The organism is Arthrobacter sp. ok909, assembly GCF_900104405.1.
GTDB lineage: Bacteria > Actinomycetota > Actinomycetes > Actinomycetales > Micrococcaceae > Arthrobacter > Arthrobacter humicola.
The window spans coordinates 155,289-169,863 of the sequence record NZ_FNJS01000008.1 but is presented as its reverse complement, the minus strand read 5'-3'; the positions used below and the strand labels follow the sequence as shown (position 1 = coordinate 169,863).

14 protein-coding genes are annotated in these 14,575 nt (G+C 67.9%); 13 read left to right on the top strand and 1 reads right to left on the bottom strand.

Annotated features, from left to right (window positions below; translation table 11 throughout):
* From BLR03_RS09130 to BLR03_RS09115, 4 genes are all read left to right on the top strand, one after another.
* A partial coding sequence (locus BLR03_RS09130) for an HNH endonuclease signature motif containing protein (RefSeq protein ID WP_139184506.1) occupies positions 1–774 on the top strand: 774 nt, incomplete at its 5' end.
* 236 nt (positions 775–1,010) lie between these two features.
* A complete protein-coding gene (locus BLR03_RS09125) occupies positions 1,011–2,288 on the top strand; it encodes a cytochrome P450 (protein WP_091251859.1) in 1,278 nt (425 codons plus the stop codon).
* A complete protein-coding gene (locus BLR03_RS09120) occupies positions 2,281–3,534 on the top strand; it encodes an NAD(P)/FAD-dependent oxidoreductase (RefSeq protein WP_091251857.1) in 1,254 nt (417 codons plus the stop codon). Before BLR03_RS09125 ends, BLR03_RS09120 begins: the two co-directional genes overlap by 8 nt.
* Before the next feature lie 16 nt (positions 3,535–3,550).
* On the top strand, positions 3,551–3,874 hold the full coding sequence (locus BLR03_RS09115) for a 2Fe-2S iron-sulfur cluster-binding protein (protein WP_091251855.1): 324 nt from the start codon (positions 3,551–3,553) through the stop codon (positions 3,872–3,874).
* A 79-nt stretch (positions 3,875–3,953) separates the two neighbouring features.
* Here BLR03_RS09115 and BLR03_RS09110 read toward each other — a convergent pair whose 3' ends face one another.
* Complete coding sequence (locus tag BLR03_RS09110; RefSeq protein ID WP_091251853.1) at positions 3,954–4,601, bottom strand: acVLRF1 family peptidyl-tRNA hydrolase; 648 nt, start codon at positions 4,599–4,601, stop codon at positions 3,954–3,956.
* 80 nt (positions 4,602–4,681) lie between these two features.
* Between BLR03_RS09110 and BLR03_RS09105 the strand changes: the two genes are divergently transcribed.
* From BLR03_RS09105 to BLR03_RS09065, 9 genes are all read left to right on the top strand, one after another.
* Positions 4,682–6,169, top strand: coding sequence for a replication-associated recombination protein A (locus BLR03_RS09105; protein ID WP_091251851.1), 1,488 nt, complete (start codon positions 4,682–4,684; stop codon positions 6,167–6,169).
* Between the two features lie 247 nt (positions 6,170–6,416).
* A complete protein-coding gene (locus tag BLR03_RS09100; protein WP_091251849.1) occupies positions 6,417–6,815 on the top strand; it encodes a cupin domain-containing protein in 399 nt (132 codons plus the stop codon).
* A 199-nt stretch (positions 6,816–7,014) separates the two neighbouring features.
* Positions 7,015–7,641, top strand: a complete 627-nt coding sequence (gene rpsD, locus BLR03_RS09095; RefSeq protein WP_091251848.1) for a 30S ribosomal protein S4 — start codon at positions 7,015–7,017, stop codon at positions 7,639–7,641.
* Positions 7,642–7,819: 178 nt separating this feature from the next.
* Complete coding sequence (locus tag BLR03_RS09090) at positions 7,820–8,194, top strand: DUF948 domain-containing protein (protein ID WP_091251846.1); 375 nt, start codon at positions 7,820–7,822, stop codon at positions 8,192–8,194.
* Positions 8,195–8,214: 20 nt separating this feature from the next.
* Positions 8,215–8,481 carry a hypothetical protein gene (locus tag BLR03_RS09085; protein WP_254788319.1) on the top strand — a complete coding sequence of 89 codons (267 nt, stop codon included), beginning with the start codon at positions 8,215–8,217 and terminating at the stop codon, positions 8,479–8,481.
* A gap of 175 nt (positions 8,482–8,656) precedes the next feature.
* Positions 8,657–11,335: an alanine--tRNA ligase gene (gene alaS, locus BLR03_RS09080; RefSeq protein WP_091251844.1), complete on the top strand. Its 2,679-nt coding sequence runs from the start codon at positions 8,657–8,659 to the stop codon at positions 11,333–11,335.
* A gap of 12 nt (positions 11,336–11,347) precedes the next feature.
* A complete protein-coding gene (gene ruvX / locus BLR03_RS09075) occupies positions 11,348–11,932 on the top strand; it encodes a Holliday junction resolvase RuvX (RefSeq protein ID WP_091251842.1) in 585 nt (194 codons plus the stop codon).
* Positions 11,929–13,674: an endolytic transglycosylase MltG gene (gene mltG / locus BLR03_RS09070; protein WP_091251840.1), complete on the top strand. Its 1,746-nt coding sequence runs from the start codon at positions 11,929–11,931 to the stop codon at positions 13,672–13,674. The genes ruvX and mltG overlap by 4 nt, the downstream gene beginning before the upstream one ends.
* Positions 13,671–14,567, top strand: coding sequence for a shikimate dehydrogenase (locus BLR03_RS09065; RefSeq protein ID WP_091251882.1), 897 nt, complete (start codon positions 13,671–13,673; stop codon positions 14,565–14,567). Before mltG ends, BLR03_RS09065 begins: the two co-directional genes overlap by 4 nt.
* Positions 14,568–14,575 lie beyond the last annotated feature (8 nt).

The window sequence follows — 14,575 nt, the reverse complement described above, 5'->3', positions numbered from 1 at the left end:
GTGCCGGTGCCGCGGGCGCAGGTCCTGGTCACCGTCCCGGTCCTGTCGCTGCTGGGCCTCACGGACGAACCGGCCGTCCTGGACGGGTACGGGCCGATCCCGCCGTCGATGGCCCGCCGCCTCGTTGCCGGCGGCGCGGGTGCCTTCTACCGGGTCCTGACCGACCCCCGGGACGGGGCCCCGCTGGAAATCGGGCGCAGCAGTTACCGTCTGACGACGGCGCAGCGGCACTGGCTCCGGCTCCGGGACGGCAGGTGCCCGTTCCCCGGCTGTAACAACCATTCCCTGGACAACGAGGCGGACCACCTCCTGGCCTGGGCCGACGGCGGCACCACCGGGATCGCCAACCTGGGCCAGCCGTGCCGGAAACATCACCGCCTGAAACACTCCTCGGCCTGGACACCGGTCGGGGCCTCCACATCCAGCCCGCCGGGCTGGATTTCACCGGCACGGCGCTACTACCCGGCCGAGCACCAGGACTGGGAACCGCCCCGCTGGCCGGACCACATCCCGATCACGGCCACAAACACAAACCCACGGGCGGAGGGAGCCGTGCCCGCGGATCCGGAACATCATCCGGGCCCGGGCCCCACTAGTCGCCCCGGCCAGGATCCCGGCCATCCTCCCGAACCGGAACTGCCCCCGGATCCCTTCCCCGACTGGCACCACTTCACGGCCGGGCACCCATTCCCCGCCGCGAACACCGACGACCCCGGCTGGCCGGCACCCCTCGACGACCCCATCCCGGAATGCGCCCTGTACCAATCCGCCTGAACGATCAGTTGTTGGTGCCACACTTCCTGCCACTGACAATCGGCTTCGGTTTCACCGTCACGCGCGCCTGCGCACAAGAGCCACCGGGCGACTTTCACAACCGATGAACGGAAGCCCTATGGGGCCGACGTGTGGCCGGTGGGCACTCTTGGTTGAGACGTGGATCACGTCGGCTCACCCAGGGAATTCACCCACGACCGTCACCCAGGACAGTCACGCATGAAAGAAGGACAACGATGTCTGCCGCCACCACAGAACTAACGCCCGTGGAAGAGTCACTCTCCGGGCCGGCCGAACTGCCGCCTTACTCCCATGAGCTCGCCTGGCCGGATGGCATGGCGCCGTTCAAGGTCGTCGACGACGGCACCCAGGGTGACCCGTATGCGCACTACGCATGGATGCGGGACAACGCTCCGGTTCTCCGCGCCGCCTCGCCGGTCTCGGACGTCTGGTTCATCTCCCGCTATGACGATGTCCGCAAGGCCATGCGCGCCCCGAAGGTCTTTTCCTCCCAGGTGGTGGACCCGGTGCCGCTGACCTTCCTGACCCTGTTCGATGCCCCGAACCACACACGGCTGCGCCAGGTGGTTGCGCAGGCCTTCACTCCAAAGGCGATCACCCGCTTTGAGGACCGGGTCCGCGAGAACGCCCACAAATACCTGGACCCGATGATCGCAGCCGGCGGCGGCGACGCCGTCGATGACTACGCGATCCCGCTGAGCATGTCCACCATCAGCGCCCTGCTGGATGTCCCGGCGTCGGACTTCGAGAAGATGAAATTCTGGTCGGATGAGACCTTCAGCTACTTCGGCAGGCTGGCCCGCAATGCGCAGGGCACGGGAACCGACGAACAGAGCACCTTCGAGTTCTTCGCGTACCTGAAGGACACCATGGAACGGCTCTACCGCGAGGAAAGCGAGTCCGTGGGCGGCCATATCGCCCGGATGTGGAAGGAAGGCCTGCTCAGCGAGAAGGAAGCCAAGGAACTCTGCGCTTTCGTCTTCGTTGCCGGCCATGACACCACCACCATCCTGCTGGCCAACGCCTTCCGGGTCTTCAGCGACCAGCCCGGGCTGCTGGACCGGATCCGGCGGAACCCCGCCGACGCGAACCTCTTCGTCGAGGAACTGGCCCGCTTCCGCGGAACGGTGCAGCGCGCCAGCCGGATCACCACCGAAGACGTCGAGGTTGCCGGCGTGCGCATCCCTGCCGGCGCCATCGTCCGGCTGCTGCCGGCAGCGGCGAACCGCGACAGCGCCAAGTACCCCGACGGCGAGACCTTCAATATCGACCGCAACACCGACGGCCACCTCGGCTTCGGCCACGGTGTGCACAGCTGCCTGGGCGCCCCCCTGGCCAGGCTGGAAACGGTCGTGACGGTGGAACTCCTCGCCGCGAAGCTCGGCTCCCTGACCCTCAACAAAGACAGGCCGATCGAATACGTCCGGGGCAACAACCTGACCAACTCAGGCCCGGAACACCTTGACGTCGAGCTGGTGAAGTTCAATGCCTAGTCAGCTGCCCACTGAGCCCATCCTGAATCCAATCGTCATCGTAGGCGCCGGCCACTCCGGAGTCGCCGTGGCCGCAGGGCTTCGATCCCGCGGCTGGGAGGGGGACATCCTGCTGCTCGAAGCGGAAAAGGAGACGCCCTACGAACGCCCTCCGCTGTCCAAAGAACTCCTGAAAGCCGGCGCCCCGGACGAGTCCACCGTGCTGCGCAAAGAAAAGTTCTACCAGGACAAGCGCATTGGCCGGCGCGCAGGCCTCACCGTCGACGCCATCGACCCGGCCGGCAGGACCGTCCGGCTGTCCGATGGCAGCCGCCACGGTTACCACCGCCTCGTCATCGCCACCGGTTCCCGCGCCAGGTCCCTGACGGTCCCCGGGGCAGGCCTCCCCGGGGTGCAGGCCCTGCGGACCCGGGACGACGCCCTTGAACTCAAACGCGCCCTCGTCCCCGGCGCCCGGGTTGCCATCATCGGCGCGGGATACATCGGCCTGGAAGTCGCGGCCGCCGCGGCAGCGAAAGGCTGCGACGTCACGGTGCTCGAATTCCAGGACCGCGTGATGAGCCGCGTGACCTCCGAACCCGTATCCCGCTTCTTTGAGCGGCTCCATGAACAGAACGGTGTCCGGTTCGTCTTCGGCGCCGCCGTGACCGCCGTCGAGGGGTCGGACCGGGCCGAGCGCATCGTCACCGCCGACGGCACGGCCTACCCGGCCGACGTCGTCCTCGCCGGAATCGGCGTGGTGCCCAACCAGGAACTCGCCGCCGAGGCCGGCCTCCACTGCCAGGACGGGATCCTCGTGGACGACGACGGGCGGACCTCGGTCCCCGGCATCTACGCCACGGGCGACGTCACGCGCTTCACCAGCACCATCGACGGCGCCAGCCAGCGCCTCGAATGCATCCAGAACGCCATGGCGCAGGCCGACAGGGTGGCAGCTGACATCACGGGCCAGACCCCCGCGGATCCTGAGATCCCCTGGTTCTGGACCGTCCAGCACGGCGTCCGGCTCCAGACGGCCGGGGTCCGGCACCCGGCCGACGACGTGATCGTGCGCGGCACCTTGGCGGAGGGCAAGTTCTCGGTGGTCTACCTCCGCGACGGGCGCCTCGCTGCCGTCGACACCATCGCAGGTCTCACCGACTTCCGTCCGGCCAAGAAACTGATCGCACAGAGAACGCGGATTGATCCGCTACTCGCCGCCGATCCCTGCACCCCGCTGACCGACGCCGTGTTCGCGGCGTCCTGAAACTGAAGGAACCACCATGAGCAACAACAAACTCACTGTGATCGACCGCGAGGGCTCCACCCACGATCTGGAGTGGGAGCCGGACCAGACCCTAATGGAGGCTCTCCGGGACAACGACCTCCCCGTCCTAGCATCCTGCGGCGGCACCGCCTCGTGCGCAACCTGCCACGTCTTCCTGGACAAGGAGGTCTTCGACACCCTGGCCGAGCGCAGCGAGGACGAACTTGAGTTGCTGGTCGATGCCGAGGGCTACCAGGAATCCGGCTCACGGCTCTCCTGCCAGCTTGACTTCACCGCGGAACTCAACGGAGTCACCGTCACTTTGGCGCCGGAAGAGTAGCCGCGGCGTCTGGCCGCCGGAAAGCGGCGAGGCCGTCGTTCCATCTGCTTATTTTGGGGGATGGAACGGCCGTCGGTTCTTACGACGCCGGATCCGTCACCAGGATCCGCACCGAGCACAGCTCCGCCGCAGCCTTCTTGAGGACAGCGGCGCGCGGATCCGGGACGTCAAGGAACGCCAGCCGGGCCACGCCGGCATAGCGCTTCAGCACCGGCTCGGCGAGGACCTGGTCGGCCAGCGTCCGGTCGCCGCCCGGCGCCAGGTACTCGATCCGGTGCTCCGCGAAGATCCTCGCGGCGTGCTCCGCCACGGCCTCCACGAGGGCATCGGCCTGGTTGGCGCGCCGCCGGGCGAAGCGCTGCTGGGACCAGCCGCCGGCAGCGGTCCGCGACTGGACGTGGCGGGTGCCGGTCTTGGACGCGAGCACGGCGCCCCCGCTGACCACCGCCACCGAATAGCCGCCGCGGCGGACCAGCACGGTGCCGAGGCTCCGGGGCTGCCCGGCCAGGGACGCCAGCCGCGACACCGCGTCGCCGCCGCGCCCGGGCCGGCCGTCCACGGGCCACGGCGCCTGAAGTAGCGCCACGGCGCCGTCCGCGGCGCGCAGCTGCAGACCGGCGTCGAGCTCTTCCTCCACCAGGGCGCCATGGCTCGAGGCAAAGCGCTCCACCCAGCCGGGCAGCCGGGCACCGGAAACGAAGGCCACACGGGACTCGGGGCTGGGCATTGGCGGCTCTTCCGTTGCGGGGATAAGGGGGACGGCTAAAGGGTGGCAGGGCGGACCTGAACTAGAAGTAGCCTATCTATGTGGATGATCTCTTTGGCGCAGGGCGGGACGACGCCGACGGAAGCGACGACGACGGCGGCGCCGACGATTCCGGCCGCGCCCGCTCCGGTGCCCGCACGGCCGGGGCCGGTTCGCCGCGGAGTCCGCTCGCCGTCCGGATGCGGCCCCGCACCCTGGATGACGTGGTGGGCCAGCAGCACCTGCTCGGCCAGGGCTCCCCGCTGCGCCAGCTCGCCGCCGGCTCCGACGCGACCGGCCCCGCCGGGCCGAGTTCGGTGATCCTCTGGGGTCCCCCCGGCACCGGCAAGACCACCCTGGCGCACGTGATCGCCAAGGGTCCCGGCCGGAAGTTCGTCGAACTCTCGGCCATCACCGCCGGCGTCAAGGACGTCCGCCGCGTGATGGATGAGGCCCTGACCGCGCGTGACCTGTTCAAGACCACCACCGTCTTGTTCCTCGACGAGATCCACCGCTTCAACAAGGCCCAGCAGGACGCGCTGCTACCCGGCGTCGAGAACCGCTGGGTGGTGCTGGTGGCCGCCACCACCGAAAACCCCTCATTCTCCGTGGTGTCCCCGCTGCTGTCCCGCTCGCTGCTGCTGACGCTCAAGCCGCTGACCGACGCCGACGTCGAGGGCCTCCTCCAGCGGGCTGTCACGGATGTCCGCGGCCTGAACGGCAAAGCCGAGCTCAGCGCCGAAGCGCTGGCACACCTTGTCCGGCTCTCCGGCGGGGACGCCCGCCGGGCACTGACGGCGCTCGAGGCCGCCGCCGGCGTCGCCTTCGGGGACGCGGACGACATTGACGCAACCGACAGTGACACCGCGGACGCTGACACCGCGGACGCCGCCGGTGCTGGGGCGCCGAAGCCCGTGAGCATCCAGTTGCGGCACACGGAGCGGGCGCTGGATGTTGCGTCGGTTCGCTACGACCGCGCCGGCGACCAGCACTACGACGTCGCCAGTGCGTTTATCAAGTCGATCCGGGGTTCGGACGTCGACGCCGCGCTGCACTACCTCGCCCGGATGCTTGAGGCGGGGGAGGACCCGCGCTTCGTGGCCCGGCGCATCGTGATCTCCGCCGCCGAGGACGTCGGGATGGCGGACCCGACGGCGCTCCAGACCGCCGTCGCGGCGGCCCAGGCCGTCCAGCTGATCGGCATGCCGGAAGGCCGCATCATCCTCGCCGAGGCCGTGGTGCACCTGGCCACCGCGCCGAAGTCCAACGCCGCGTATATGGGCATCAACCAGGCAATCGCCGACGTCCGCGCGGGGCTCGGGAACGGGATCCCCGCCCACCTGCGCGACGCCCACTACCCGGGCTCGAAACAGCTGGGCCACGGCAAGGGCTACAAATACTCCCACGACGCGCCGCATGGCGTGGCCACCCAGCAGTATCCGCCGGACGATCTCGTGGGCCGCAATTACTATGAACCCACCGCCAACGGGGCTGAACGGGACATCGGCACCCGGCTCGAGCGGCTCCGGAAGATCATCCGCGGCACGTAATGTGTCGCTGACCAGCGGCTGCTCTGGCGCGGCCCTTCAGCGCCGGAATCCGCCGTTGACATAGGGGCCAAGAGGTCTAACGTGGAAATACGCCAGCATTGACCTGCTGACCATCCGTGCGGCGCAGGGGACAGCGCGGCTCACACCGCCGGCAATCGATTACCCGGACCCCCGAACGACGGCCGGCTTCGCTCTATCCAAGGTCTTCCAATGCGAGCGTCCCCGCTCAGTCCCCAGGTAGTGTCCCATGAGCATTAATTTCGTTACAGCCATGGCAGTCAAATCCTTCGACGTGCCCGACCGGAAGCGGTGCCCGGACAAAGCCGAATTCGACCTCTGCACCGTGGACGACTACTCGGTGGCCAAGTTGATCCTCGGCCCGGGCTGGCGGTGGTCGGAGAGCACCAAACCCTACGAGCAGACCGACGCCTGCCAGCACCACCATCTGGGCTTCTGCATTTCCGGTGTGCTGGAGGTCGAAACAGCCGAAGGGCTGCGCTCCGCGATCCACGCCAACGACACCTACGCGATCCCGCCGGGTCATGACGAGTGGGTGGTGGGCCCGGAACCGTTCGTGGCCGTGGAATTCCTGGGTGCCGCGTCATTCGGGCGGCGGGGCAGCCGGGGCGTGCACGCCAGGGTTTGACTTCGGTACCGGCTTCGGGCCATGGGCCCCTTCATGGTAGGCTGGTTCGTTGTCTGGCAAGGCACGGACGCACAATCCATTGAAACTTCGGTTTAGTGAGGGTTGCCCTGTGCCCAGTAGCAAAAGGCAGCGGTTGGCCGATGCTCTCCATCGTGGAGGCCAGTAACACTGACACACCGCAGATATTGGAAGGACACTAGTGGCTAACAACACTCGTGCTCGCCGTACCGCACGCCTTTCGCGCGCACTCGGCATCGCTCTGACCCCCAAGGCCGCCAAGTACATGGAGCGCCGCCCGTACGGCCCCGGTGAGCATGGCCGTGCCCGCAAGAAGCAGGACTCCGACTACGCCGTACGTCTGCGCGAAAAGCAGCGTCTGCGCGCCCAGTACGGCATCCGCGAAGCCCAGATGACTCGTGCCTTCGAAGAAGCACGCCGCACCAAGGGCCTGACCGGTGAAAACCTGATCGAACTGCTCGAAATGCGTCTCGACGCCCTCGTGCTGCGTGCCGGCTTCGCCCGCACCATCGCCCAGGCCCGCCAGCTGGTTGTGCACCGCCACATCCTGGTTGACGGCATCCGCGTTGACCGCCCGTCTTTCCGCGTCGGCGAGGGCCAGCTGGTCCACGTCCACAGCCGCAGCGAGACCATGCCTCCGTTCCAGGTTGCAGCAGCCGGCGCTCACCGCGACGTCCTGCCGATGGTTCCGGCCTACCTGGACGTCAAGCTTGACGCCCTGCAGGCCCGCCTGGTTCGCCGCCCCAAGCGCTCCGAGATCCCCGTGACCTGCGAAGAGCAGCTCGTCGTGGAATTCTACGCACGCTAAGTAAACGCAACACCTCCAAAGAAGCCCGTGGCAAGCGCCGCGGGCTTCTTTGTATGTAAGGTACTTGGGGGAGTTCCCCGGGAGCCGTTTCTGCTGGCCGGACTAAACTGTCGGCTGAAACCGTCGGGGGCCGACGCAACGAGCAGGTATCCACTGCAGTTCAAGGAGATGATTGTCTATGTCTGGTGGCGATATTGCCGGCCTGATCGCGGCTGGAGTGTTTTTACTGCTGGTCCTGCTGCTCGCCGTGCCGATCCTGAAGCTCGGGGGAGTGTTTGACGAAGTCCGGACCTCCATCCGCTCGATCAGCGATGGCGCCACCCCGCTCATGGACGAAGTCACCGCCACGGTGTCCACCACCAACGAGCAGTTGAAGAAGGTGGACGGCATCGCCTCGAACGTCTCGGACGCTTCCGCCAACATTTCCGCGCTGTCCTCGCTCATGGCCGCCACTGTCGGCTCGCCGCTGATCAAGGTGGCTTCCTTCAGCTACGGCGTCCGCTCCGCGTTCACCGCCCGCAAAAAGCCCGCCACCGGCCGCCGCAGCCGCTAAGCCCACCTGGAGAACCTGATATGAACAGAATCATCTGGATGGGAATCGGCGTCGCGATCGGCGTCATCGCCTTCCGAAAGATCACCGAAGCCCGGTCCGCCGTCGGGCCCGAGGGACTCAACCGGGCCGTGGGGCGTCTGGCCGACGGTCTATACGACTTCGCCGACGCCGTCCGCGAAGGCATGGGCGAGCGGGAAGCCGAACTCCGCGCCGCGCTCGGCGTGGACACGGCCCTGGTCACGGGTACCGATGGCATCGTTGCCCGCCGGGATGCAGTCCGGCGCTAGTCGGGAGAGAATTAGTAAGTACGGTGCCCCTCTCGGGCACGCCGGCACCTCGGCACCCCCTCGAAGGGTCTTGGAAAGATCAGGGCCCGGACCGGTGCCGGACCCCAACTTGTCCCGCGCAGCACAGCCGCGGGCCACACACCGCAGTGAATATTGAAGGGTAAGAAATCAGCTCATGAAGTCGCAGGAGATCACCAAGCGCTGGATCGACTTTTTTGTCAGCAAGGGACACACCGCCGTGCCCTCCGCCTCCCTGGTCTCCAGCGACCCCTCCCTGCTGTTCACGGTGGCGGGCATGGTGCCGTTCATCCCGTACCTGACCGCCCGTGAAGAGGCACCCTACCAGCGGGCCACCAGCGTGCAGAAGTGCATCCGTACCGGCGACATCGAGGAAGTCGGCAAGACCGCCCGCCACGGCACGTTCTTCCAGATGTGCGGCAATTTCTCCTTCGGCGACTACTTCAAGGAAGACGCCATCAAGTTCGCGTGGGAACTGCTCACCACCAGCGTGGCCGACGGCGGCTACGGCCTGCCGCCGGAGCGGCTCTGGGTCACCGTCTACGAAGAAGACGACGAGGCCAAGGAGCTGTGGCTGAAGAACACCGGCGTGCCCGCCGAACGGATCCAGCGGATGGGCAAGGCCGACAACTACTGGTCCACCGGCCAGCCCGGCCCGGCCGGTCCCTGCTCGGAGATCTACTACGACCGGGGCCCCGCGTACGGTGTCGACGGCGGCCCGATCGCTGACGAGACCCGGTACATCGAGATCTGGAACCTCGTCTTCATGCAGTACCAGATCGACAACGTCCGCTCGAAGGTGGACTTCGACATCACCGGCGAGCTGCCCAAGAAGAACATCGACACCGGCCTCGGCATGGAGCGCCTCGCGATGATCCTGCAGGGCGTCGAGAACATGTACGAGACCGACCAGGTCCGTCCCGTGATCGACAAGGCTGCAGCGCTCTCCGGCAAGGAATACACCTCGGCCGAGACGCCCGAGGACCCGCACCACACCGATGACGTGCGCATGCGCGTCGTTGCCGACCACATCCGCTCGGCCCTCATGCTGATCGCCGACGGCGTCACCCCCTCCAACGAGGGCCGCGGCTACGTCCTGCGCCGCCTGATCCGCCGCGCCGTGCGTTCCATGCGCCTGCTCGGCGTCGAAAAGGCATGCCTGCCGGAACTGCTCCCGGCCTCCCGGGATGCCATGAAGGGCGTCTACCCGATCGTGGAGACCGACTTCGATCGCATCAGCCGGATCGCCTACGCCGAAGAGAAGGCGTTCCTGCGCACCATCGCCTCCGGCACCGCCCGGCTCGAGGACGCCGTCAAGGAATCCAAGTCCGCCGGCCGGCCGCTCTCCGGCGCCGACGCCTTCGCCCTGCACGACACCTACGGCTTCCCGATCGACCTCACCCTCGAGATGGCCGAGGAAGCCGGGCTCAAGGTCGACGAGCCCGAGTTCCGCAAACTCATGCTCGAACAGCGCCAGCGCGCCCAGGCCGACGCGAAGGGCAAGAAGGGCGCCCACGCCGACCTCAGCGCGTTCCAGGAGCTCCTCGCCCAGGGTGAGACCGTCTTCACCGGCTACACCGAACTCCAGGGCGAATCCAAGGTCCGCGGCATCCTGGCCGGCGGGCAGAAGGTCTCGCAGGCCTCCACGGGCGATGAAATCGAACTGGTCCTGGCCGAGACGCCGTTCTACGCCGAGGCCGGCGGCCAGGCCGCCGACACCGGACTCATCACCGGCGACGGCTTCGTCGTCGAGGTCCTGGACGTCCAGCGCCCCATCAAGGGCCTGAGCGTGCACAAAGCCATTGTCCGCGAAGGCGAAATCGGCTCGGACGCCCTCGTCCAGGCCGCCGTCGACCGGGAACGCCGCCACGCCGCCGAACAGGCCCACACGGGCACGCACATTGTCCACGCGGCCCTGCACCAGATCCTTGGCCCGGAGGCCCTGCAGCGCGGCTCCTTCAACAAGGCCGGCTACCTGCGCTTCGACTTCGCCTGGGGCGAGGGCCTCAGCGCCGCCACCCGGTCCGAGATCGAAGAAGTCTCCAACATCGCCATCCGCAACAACTTCCGGGTGGAAACCAAAGTCATGGGGCTCGCCGAAGCCAAGGCCCTCGGTGCCATGGCGCTGTTCGGCGAGAACTACGGCAACGAGGTCCGGGTCGTGGAGATCGACGGCGCCTGGTCCCGCGAGCTCTGCGGCGGAACCCACGTTGAGAACACATCGCTGATCGGCAGCCTGTCCCTGCTCGGCGAACAGTCCGTCGGCTCGGGAAACCGCCGTGTGGAAGCCTTCGTGGGCATGGACGCCTTCCGGCACCTCGCCGCCGAGCGCGCCCTTGTCACCGAGCTCACGGAAATGCTGAAGGTCCCCTCCGGGCTCCTCGCGGACCGGATCGCCACCACCCTGACCAAGCTCAAGACCGCCGAAAAGGAACTCGAGCGGCTGCGCAAGGAGCAGCTCACGGCTGCCGCGGCCCAGCTGGTGGGCACTGCCAAAGACGCCGCCGGCGTCAAGGTCATTGCGCACGACGCCGGCCAGGTCAGCGGCGCGGATGACCTGCGCGGCCTGGCCCTGGACCTGCGGACCCGCCTCGGCTCCGAGGCCGCGGCCGTCGCCGTCGCGGGCGTCAGCAACGACCGCCCGGTGATCCTGATCGCCACCAACGAAGCGGCCCGGACCGCCGGGGTGAAGGCCGGTGTCCTCGTGCGCCTGGCCGCCGGAGTCCTTGGCGGCGGCGGTGGCGGCAAGGACGACGTCGCCCAGGGCGGCGGCACGGACGCCGCCAAGGTCGGTGCTGCCCTCAGCGCCGTCGTGGATGCCATTACCCGGCGATAAGCGGATCCCTACATGACTGAAGGTGCTGTGGCCGGCGTCTATCCCCGGGGCGTGAAGCTCGGAGTGGACGTCGGCACCGTCCGCGTGGGCGTCGCGGTCTGTGACCGCGACGGAATCCTGGCGACTCCGCTGCGCACGCTGCAGCGGAACGTGAAAAAGAACACTGACGTGCGCATCCTGGCCGGCCTGGCAGAGGAGCTGGCCGCGGTGGAGATTTTCGTAGGACTCCCGCGGACCATGAAGGGCGAAGAGCACGCCTCTGCCCGCATGGCCACAGAGTATGCGCGGCTGCTGGCCGGTGCCCTGCAGGACGCCGGGTCCGTTATTCCGGTGCGCCTGATCGACGAGCGGCTCAGCACCGTGTCCGCCCACCGCGCCCTGCACGAAGCTGGCATGAGCAGCCGCGATCACCGTACAGTAGTTGATCAGGTTGCGGCGGCAGGTATTCTGCAACATGCGATTGATATGCAAAAGGCCAGGGGAACGGAGGTCGGAAACCGCGTGTACGCGGAGTCTGCGCCGGGGCCGACCGGAGGCGGCGCACAGACCGGCCCGGCAGTACAGACGCACTCTTCAGAACATGGAAGGCTACAGTGAGCCCGGTCAACAGTGATGACTCCTCCGGTGACGCCCTGAGTGGTGCCGGCCGACCGCTGACGCGCAAAGAGATCAGGGCCCGGGAAAAGCTCCTGGCGACGCAGGGACACAGCCTGATCCCGCCGCAGGCTTTTGAGACGGGACAGGATGGTCCGACGCCGGATCCCGCGCCGTCGGCCCGGATCCGGCCCCAAGACCCAGAGGCCCCGACGCCGACGAGCGTCCCGCCGCAGGCCGGCCCCGAACTTCCTGAAACGGCCCAGGAACTCCCCGAATCCGCCCCGACAGTGCACGAGGAAACCGTGCCTGACATCGCTGCCGACGACGTGCCGGCCCGCGGGCACCTCAGCCGCGAAGAGCCCGCCCGCGAAGAGCCGGCCCGCGAAGATTTCACGCAGATCATCCCCATCCGCGATCTTCCCGCCCGCGAGGACGTGAGCCATGACGAGCCCGCCCGCGAAGACGCCGTCTATGCGTCGGCAGGCCAGCACGGCTACGCAGGCCACCACGACGCGGTTGCCCACGATGCCGGCCCCCATGACGGCTACGCGCTGCACCCCCACGATGAGGCCCACCATGTTTACGACGACGCCCATGCCCAGGTGCACCCGGAAGCCGAAGACCACGGCGACGCCGGCCACGACCTGATGGCCGGAGCCATCCGCTATGACAAGGTTCCGTCCAAGAAGATCCGCCGCCGGCGCCGCTTCCTGGCCCTGGTGCTGACGCTGACCGTGTTCGTTATTGCCATCGCCGTCGGCGCCCAGTTCCTCAAACCGCTGCTGGGCGCCGACACCGCGGCAGACTACCCCGGACCGGGAACCGGCGACGTCACCGTCACGGTCGAACCCGGCGCCGGGCCGAAGTCCGTGGCCACCGATCTGCAATCGAAAAAGGTCGTGGCCAACGCGGACACGTTCCTCAAGGAGTTCAACGCCGCCGGCGGGTCCCTGAGCCCGGGCACCTTCACGATGCGCCAGGAAATGAAGAACTCCGATGCCGTGGCCATCCTGCTCAACAAGGGCCAGGGCAAGGTGATGTACTTTGCGCTCAATGCCGGCTTGCGGATCAGCGAATCCCTCCAGGCAATATCGGAGGGCACCGGGATTTCGGTCCCCGATCTGAAGGCGCTCAGTGACGCGCCCGCGCAGTTCGGCGTCCCGGCCAAGGCCAAAAACCTTGAGGGCTTCCTGGCCCCGGGGGAGTACCGCTTCCCCTTGGGGACCCCCGCCAAGGACATCCTGCAGAAGCTCGTCGGCACCACCCTGGATGAGCTCAAGGCCCAAGGCATCACAGATCCCGCCAAACAGTACGACGTCGTGACGGTGGCCAGTATCGTCCAGGCTGAAGGCGGCCAGGCCGAATACGGCGACGTCGCCGGCGCCATCTATAACCGTCTCAAGCCCAACAACACCGAGACCAACGGACTCATCCAGTCCGATGCCACGGTCACGTACGGTCTGGGCATCCGGAGCTTCCACATCGATGAAGCCCAGAAGGCGGACAAATCGAACCCGTACAACACCTATGCCAACCCGGGCCTGCCCGCCGGGCCCATCGGCTCTCCCGGCAAGACGGCGATCGACGCCGCCGCCAAGCCCAAGACCAATGACTACCTCTACTGGGTCACCATCAACCTGGACACCAAGGAGACCAAGTTCTCCAAGACCCTGGCCGAGCACCTCGGCTACGTGGATCAGTACAACGCGTGGTGCGCGGCCAACCCGGGACGCTGCGTATGATGCTGCGGGCGGCCGTGCTCGGGCATCCCATCAGCCATTCGAAGTCGCCTGCGCTGCACCGGGCCGCCTACGCCCACCTGGGCGTGGACTTCGCGTACTCCGCCATCGACGTGACGGAGGCCGCGCTGCCGGAATTCATGCGGCAGGTCAGGGATGAAGCGCGCACTGACGGCGGCTGGCGGGGGCTCTCGGTCACCATGCCGCTGAAAACCGCGATGGTGGCCGAAGTGGACGAGGTCCGGGGCGTGGCACGCGCTCTCGGCGTCGTCAACACCGTCGCCTTCGAATCCGGCGGCGGCAGTGCTGACCACACCCGGCTGGTCGCGTACAACACCGACGTTGCCGGCATCGTCAACGCGCTCCGGCACGCGGGCGCGGCCACGGCGCCCACCGCAGCCGTCCTCGGCGGCGGCGGCACCTCGGCAGCGGCCATCGCCGCGCTCAAAGAACTCGGGGCTGCATCGGCCGATGTCTTCGTGCGGGACGTCAGCCGTGCCGCCGAGGCACGGGCCGCCTCCGCGGCAGTGGAACTCCCCGTCCGGGTGCTTCCGCTCGCCGGCGCGGCCGCCGCGGTGGCCGCGGCCGACGTCGTCATCTCCACGCTGCCGCCCCGCGCGGCGGACGCGCTGGCCGGCGAACTGGCGGCCCAGCCGCCCCGGCACGACGAGGCGGAACGCCGCGGCGTGCTCCTGGACGTCGCCTACGATCCCTGGCCCAGCAGGATTGCCGCCGTCTGGCAGGACACGGGCGGGGCCGTGGTCCCCGGCCTTGAAATGCTCATCTACCAGGCAGTGGAGCAGGTGCGGCTCTTCACCGGGCTGGGCGAGGCCATGCCGGCCGGAGTCATAGATGTGATGTGTGACGCAGTCGGGGCGCCCCGACGGGTGTTCTAAGCTCCCGA

Excerpts from the sequence above, each read along its gene's own strand:
- BLR03_RS09110 (WP_091251853.1), bottom strand. The coding sequence starts at position 4,601 with ATGCCCAGCCCCGAGTCCCGTGTGGCCTTCGTTTCCGGTGCCCGGCTG.
- BLR03_RS09115 (WP_091251855.1), top strand. The coding sequence starts at position 3,551 with ATGAGCAACAACAAACTCACTGTGATCGACCGCGAGGGCTCCACCCAC.
- BLR03_RS09125 (WP_091251859.1), top strand. The coding sequence starts at position 1,011 with ATGTCTGCCGCCACCACAGAACTAACGCCCGTGGAAGAGTCACTCTCC.
- BLR03_RS09120 (WP_091251857.1), top strand. The coding sequence starts at position 2,281 with ATGCCTAGTCAGCTGCCCACTGAGCCCATCCTGAATCCAATCGTCATC.
- ruvX (WP_091251842.1), top strand. The coding sequence starts at position 11,348 with ATGACTGAAGGTGCTGTGGCCGGCGTCTATCCCCGGGGCGTGAAGCTC.
- BLR03_RS09090 (WP_091251846.1), top strand. The coding sequence starts at position 7,820 with ATGTCTGGTGGCGATATTGCCGGCCTGATCGCGGCTGGAGTGTTTTTA.
- BLR03_RS09085 (WP_254788319.1), top strand. The coding sequence starts at position 8,215 with ATGAACAGAATCATCTGGATGGGAATCGGCGTCGCGATCGGCGTCATC.
- BLR03_RS09065 (WP_091251882.1), top strand. The coding sequence starts at position 13,671 with ATGATGCTGCGGGCGGCCGTGCTCGGGCATCCCATCAGCCATTCGAAG.
- BLR03_RS09100 (WP_091251849.1), top strand. The coding sequence starts at position 6,417 with ATGAGCATTAATTTCGTTACAGCCATGGCAGTCAAATCCTTCGACGTG.
- alaS (WP_091251844.1), top strand. The coding sequence starts at position 8,657 with ATGAAGTCGCAGGAGATCACCAAGCGCTGGATCGACTTTTTTGTCAGC.